11 protein-coding genes and 1 pseudogene are annotated in these 3,629 nt (G+C 64.0%); all 12 read left to right on the top strand.

Features of this window, described 5'->3' with window-relative positions; genetic code table 11:
* Nucleotides 1–285 (top strand): hypothetical protein (locus tag IBL25_RS25100; protein WP_187781183.1); only part of this gene is annotated, 285 nt, incomplete at its 5' end.
* Nucleotides 282–536 carry a hypothetical protein gene (locus IBL25_RS25095; protein WP_187781182.1) on the top strand — a complete coding sequence of 85 codons (255 nt, stop codon included), beginning with the start codon at nt 282–284 and terminating at the stop codon, nt 534–536. The genes IBL25_RS25100 and IBL25_RS25095, both read left to right, overlap by 4 nt.
* Complete coding sequence (locus IBL25_RS25090; RefSeq protein ID WP_187781181.1) at nt 533–757, top strand: hypothetical protein; 225 nt, start codon at nt 533–535, stop codon at nt 755–757. The genes IBL25_RS25095 and IBL25_RS25090 overlap by 4 nt, the downstream gene beginning before the upstream one ends.
* A complete protein-coding gene (locus tag IBL25_RS25085; RefSeq protein WP_187781180.1) occupies nt 754–1,134 on the top strand; it encodes a hypothetical protein in 381 nt (126 codons plus the stop codon). Before IBL25_RS25090 ends, IBL25_RS25085 begins: the two co-directional genes overlap by 4 nt.
* On the top strand, nt 1,131–1,295 hold the full coding sequence (locus IBL25_RS25080; RefSeq protein WP_187781179.1) for a hypothetical protein: 165 nt from the start codon (nt 1,131–1,133) through the stop codon (nt 1,293–1,295). Before IBL25_RS25085 ends, IBL25_RS25080 begins: the two co-directional genes overlap by 4 nt.
* The gene (locus IBL25_RS25075; protein ID WP_187781178.1) at nt 1,292–1,516 is read left to right on the top strand and encodes a hypothetical protein; all 225 of its coding nucleotides are present in this window, start codon (nt 1,292–1,294) and stop codon (nt 1,514–1,516) included. Before IBL25_RS25080 ends, IBL25_RS25075 begins: the two co-directional genes overlap by 4 nt.
* Nucleotides 1,513–1,974 (top strand): hypothetical protein, encoded by a 462-nt coding sequence (locus IBL25_RS25070; RefSeq protein ID WP_187781177.1) that lies wholly within the window; start codon nt 1,513–1,515, stop codon nt 1,972–1,974. Before IBL25_RS25075 ends, IBL25_RS25070 begins: the two co-directional genes overlap by 4 nt.
* Nucleotides 1,971–2,120 carry a hypothetical protein gene (locus IBL25_RS25065; protein ID WP_187781176.1) on the top strand — a complete coding sequence of 50 codons (150 nt, stop codon included), beginning with the start codon at nt 1,971–1,973 and terminating at the stop codon, nt 2,118–2,120. The genes IBL25_RS25070 and IBL25_RS25065 overlap by 4 nt, the downstream gene beginning before the upstream one ends.
* The gene (locus IBL25_RS25060) at nt 2,120–2,395 is read left to right on the top strand and encodes a hypothetical protein (protein WP_187781175.1); all 276 of its coding nucleotides are present in this window, start codon (nt 2,120–2,122) and stop codon (nt 2,393–2,395) included. Before IBL25_RS25065 ends, IBL25_RS25060 begins: the two co-directional genes overlap by 1 nt.
* Nucleotides 2,392–2,526 carry a hypothetical protein gene (locus IBL25_RS27430; protein ID WP_275296066.1) on the top strand — a complete coding sequence of 45 codons (135 nt, stop codon included), beginning with the start codon at nt 2,392–2,394 and terminating at the stop codon, nt 2,524–2,526. Before IBL25_RS25060 ends, IBL25_RS27430 begins: the two co-directional genes overlap by 4 nt.
* Nucleotides 2,526–3,026 (top strand): hypothetical protein, encoded by a 501-nt coding sequence (locus IBL25_RS25055; protein WP_187781174.1) that lies wholly within the window; start codon nt 2,526–2,528, stop codon nt 3,024–3,026. Before IBL25_RS27430 ends, IBL25_RS25055 begins: the two co-directional genes overlap by 1 nt.
* A gap of 86 nt (nt 3,027–3,112) precedes the next feature.
* A pseudogene (locus IBL25_RS25050) lies at nt 3,113–3,629 on the top strand (hypothetical protein); the annotation flags it as partial.

Genomic DNA, 3,629 nt, shown 5'->3' with positions numbered 1-3,629 from the left:
GGCGCGTACCTGCGTGGCGCAAAACTCCTTCTGTCCGACGACACGGAGATCACCCTTTCAGATCGTGGAGCCATGTCCATCGGCCCCATCGGCTCCGAGGGCGGAACTCTCATGATCTATCGGGCCGAGGATGGCGGCCTGTACGCGCAGCGCGGCTGCTTTGGCCCGGCCAGTCTGGATGAGTTCCTGCTGGCGGTGGACGAAACCCATGGCGAGAACGCGCATGGCAGGGCCTACCGCGCGGCTGCCGAGATGGCGCGTGCGTGGTCGGAGGCGCAGGCGTGAATTATCACCCCGAATGGGTCATCCCCGCCAACGCCCCCGACGCCCCCCTGTCCCGCGCTGAGATCACAGCGAACCGTGAAGACGACCACCGCGCGAAGCTGGTCCGGGCCTACGAGGCTCTGGAGAACGCGCGGGTCGAGATCGACGACCAGATCGACGAGGCTGCGCGGGAGGGCTGCGAATGGCGCACCACGCGGCTTGTGCAGATCATGGAGCGCGCGACCTTCCTGCTGAAGGGGAAGGCAGTATGAGCGCCCCTCCAATCCGCAGGAACCTGCACTCTTTGCAGCAGTCTAAGAACACGCTGCGGACGGTCATTGATCTGCACGAGGAAGCGCTCAGGCATAACCCGGCCGATCCAACGTTCGACCGCATGATCATTGCAGGCGCCCGCCGCGACATCGCCAGCATCGAGAAAGCCATGGCTGAGCAGGGGTATGGGATGCCGGCGCGGAAGGAAATGGTGGCATGAGCGCTCACACTCCGGGGCCTTGGGTGGCGTGTGGTGACGGCAACTGCGGGTGCAACACCATCATGTCCAGTGATCATCCGATCTGCACCTTTGAGTGCGGGGATTGGGGAGATCGTTGGCCAGCTATTCGACAAGGTGCCGACGGCAAGCCAGAGGCTTTCATGGAGCAATCCAACTATGGGCATGTCCCGCATGATGTTGCTCGGGCCAACGCCCGCCTGATCTCCGCCGCTCCTGATCTGCTGGAGCATGGCAACGCGCTGGTGACCCTGATCGAGATGTGCCCGCCGGGTTGCATGATCGATCCAGAGGCCATCGCACGACTGGTCGCCAATCTGCGCGCCGCCATCGCCAAGGCCCAGGGAGGCCGTTCATGACCAACATCATCTCGCTCTCCGAAGCCCGCGCTGCCTACCGCCGCAACGGAGACCCGATCCCGGAGAACCTGCGCGATCCTCATGCGCCGATGCGCGGCATCCTCACCGGCATCGGCGGCGGGGCCATCCTGTGGATCTTGGCTTGGAGTGTGCTCGCGTGACCCCCGCCGAGATCGCGAAGAAGCTGACGCCGTACCAGCGCGAGGCAGCAATCGCCCTGCTGGATGGTGAGCGCATTCGGTTCTTCACAGACGAGTTCCATTCCCGCCTGCGCCCCATGGTCAAGATGGGACTGTTCGAGATCATCTCAGAGATGGAGTGGACCGCCACACCTCTCGGCCTCTCCGTCCGCGCCCTCCTGTCTCAGGAGGCCCAGCCATGACCGCCCTTCGCGAACTGATCGAGCGCATCGAGGCGGCGGAGGAAGGGTCGCGGGAGTTGGATGGAGAGGTTTGGTGTGTAGTGAACGGGTTGGTTTTTAGGCGCGTTCACCGCGACGGCACCTTCGACTTCTACAATCCAGAGCGTCGCTACTGTGTTTCTGCTGAAGATCCGCTCCCCTACTTTCACATGGCCGGTGAGTACACGCACAGAGCCCCTTACACTGTGCCGAAGTACACCACCTCCCTCGACGCCGCCGTGTCGCTGGTGCCGGAGGGGGCAGGCGTTCAGATCGAGCGCTTCTGGGTGCAGCACATCTCAACCCCGGTCTGGTCTGCCGAAGTCCGGTGGGGGATCGACGGTGAGACTGTCTATGCCGAGGAAAGGCCTACCCCCGCCCTCGCCCTCTGCTGTGCCGCCCTGAAGGCCCGCCTCGCGCTGGAGGAGCCCCAGTCATGATCGACGAGATGCCCCTGGCATGGCGGCTGAACGCGTATGCCCGCCACTGCCGGATGAGCGCGCTGGCTGCGAAGGAGAAGCGCGAGAAGCGCTACTGGTCCGCCCTCTATTGCAAGCTGAAGAAGCAAATTCGGGAGGTTGAGTGATGCCTGAAGTGAACATCTACAAGCCGGTGAAGGTCCAGGCGAAGACGCTAAAGATCCACATCAAAGTGCGCGATATGTTCACCGCAAGTGTTGAGGATCAGCATGGAGACGAGTTGGCCCAATACGAGGGCTACGTCCCTCGCTTCATGCCCGGCGAGCACTTCGGAGATTACCTGATCCTCGACATCAACATGGACACGGGCACGATCACCAATTGGGAGGTGCCGAGTTCTGATGAAATCGAGAAGTTTCTGAAGAAGGCTCAGGAGGAATGACCCCCCTCCTCCGCGCCTGGCAGCTCACCCGCTCGGCCTTCGCGCTGTCCAACGAACCCGCCGTCTCCGACATGTGCTTCGAGGCCATGCGCGAGATCGAGACGGCCATGCTGATGCAGGAGAGGCTGTGATGGCCTGGGAAGAGATCCGCCCGATCATGGTCGGAAAGCGCAGCAACCAGCCTTCCGTCAGCGTTGCATGGCGCCAGTACGGGAAAGGCGACAAGGGCTACCGCTTCGTCATCAGCGTGAATGGCCCTCTGATGAAATTGTTTGGTTGGAAGCAGGGAACGAACCTTCTGGTGAAGGTCAACCACCAAGCGCGGCTCATGAGGCTCACGGAGACGCCGGCTACGGGCTTCATGCTCCAGCAGAAGCACACCCATACAGGATACGTGGGCGTGCGTCTTGATGGGGTGACGGTCACTGGAACGAAGGCAGCCGCGGTCACCGGCCATCATGTCGATGGCAAAGCCCTGGTGGTCCAGCTTCCGAAATGGGCCGTGCGTGAAGGGACTGAGTTCGCATCGCACCCTGCGCTGCCGGCCCCGATCTCCGCGCCTCCGTCTCAGCACCGGTCGATTATGGAGCGCGTTCCTGATCCCGTCGCTCCTCTGCGGGGGCGGGCGTGATGCGCATCACCACCCCTGGCGTCTACGAGATGACCGCCGCCGAGTACCACGCCGACCCCTGCCCGGCCCCCAGCTTGTCCGCCTCCATGGCCGGCGTGCTGCTCAGCCGGTCGCCGCTTCATGCTTGGCACGCGCACCCGAAGCTGAACCCGACCTGGAAGCCGAGCCCGTCCAGCACTGCGCAGGAGGAAGGCACCGCCCTGCACGCGCTGATCCTGGAGAAGCGGGATGCGGTCGTGGTGATCGACGCGCCCAACTACCAGAAGAAGGCGGCGCAGGAGGCACGCGATCAGGCGCGCGCTATGGGCCTCATCCCGATCCTGGCGGACCGCTGGGAAGAACTGCGGGCGGTTCCGCTGGCCGTGCGCCGGCAGCTTGGCGCCCACCAGGCGAAGGCCGCCTTCACCAACGGCCGGCCTGAGGTCGCGCTGATCTGGCAGGAAGAGACCCGCGCCGGCACGATCTGGTGCCGCAGCCTGATCGACTGGCTGCCCAATGACCCGCGTGGCTTCATCGACGACCTGAAGACCGTCGCGTCCAGCGCGGAGCCTGACGGCTGGGGCATGACCGCGGCAAAGGGCGGGGTTCCGATCCAGGCCGCCT

It is taken from the genome of Pseudoroseomonas ludipueritiae (assembly GCF_014490445.1).
GTDB lineage: Bacteria > Pseudomonadota > Alphaproteobacteria > Acetobacterales > Acetobacteraceae > Pseudoroseomonas > Pseudoroseomonas ludipueritiae.
Note: the sequence above shows the minus strand (reverse complement) of the source record. Positions and strands in the feature narration are given on the sequence as shown.

Coding starts and splice junctions, on each gene's coding strand:
- IBL25_RS25090 (WP_187781181.1), top strand. CDS start 533: ATGAGCGCCCCTCCAATCCGCAGGAACCTGCACTCTTTGCAGCAGTCT.
- IBL25_RS25085 (WP_187781180.1), top strand. CDS start 754: ATGAGCGCTCACACTCCGGGGCCTTGGGTGGCGTGTGGTGACGGCAAC.
- IBL25_RS25080 (WP_187781179.1), top strand. CDS start 1,131: ATGACCAACATCATCTCGCTCTCCGAAGCCCGCGCTGCCTACCGCCGC.
- IBL25_RS25070 (WP_187781177.1), top strand. CDS start 1,513: ATGACCGCCCTTCGCGAACTGATCGAGCGCATCGAGGCGGCGGAGGAA.
- IBL25_RS25065 (WP_187781176.1), top strand. CDS start 1,971: ATGATCGACGAGATGCCCCTGGCATGGCGGCTGAACGCGTATGCCCGC.
- IBL25_RS25060 (WP_187781175.1), top strand. CDS start 2,120: ATGCCTGAAGTGAACATCTACAAGCCGGTGAAGGTCCAGGCGAAGACG.
- IBL25_RS27430 (WP_275296066.1), top strand. CDS start 2,392: ATGACCCCCCTCCTCCGCGCCTGGCAGCTCACCCGCTCGGCCTTCGCG.
- IBL25_RS25055 (WP_187781174.1), top strand. CDS start 2,526: ATGGCCTGGGAAGAGATCCGCCCGATCATGGTCGGAAAGCGCAGCAAC.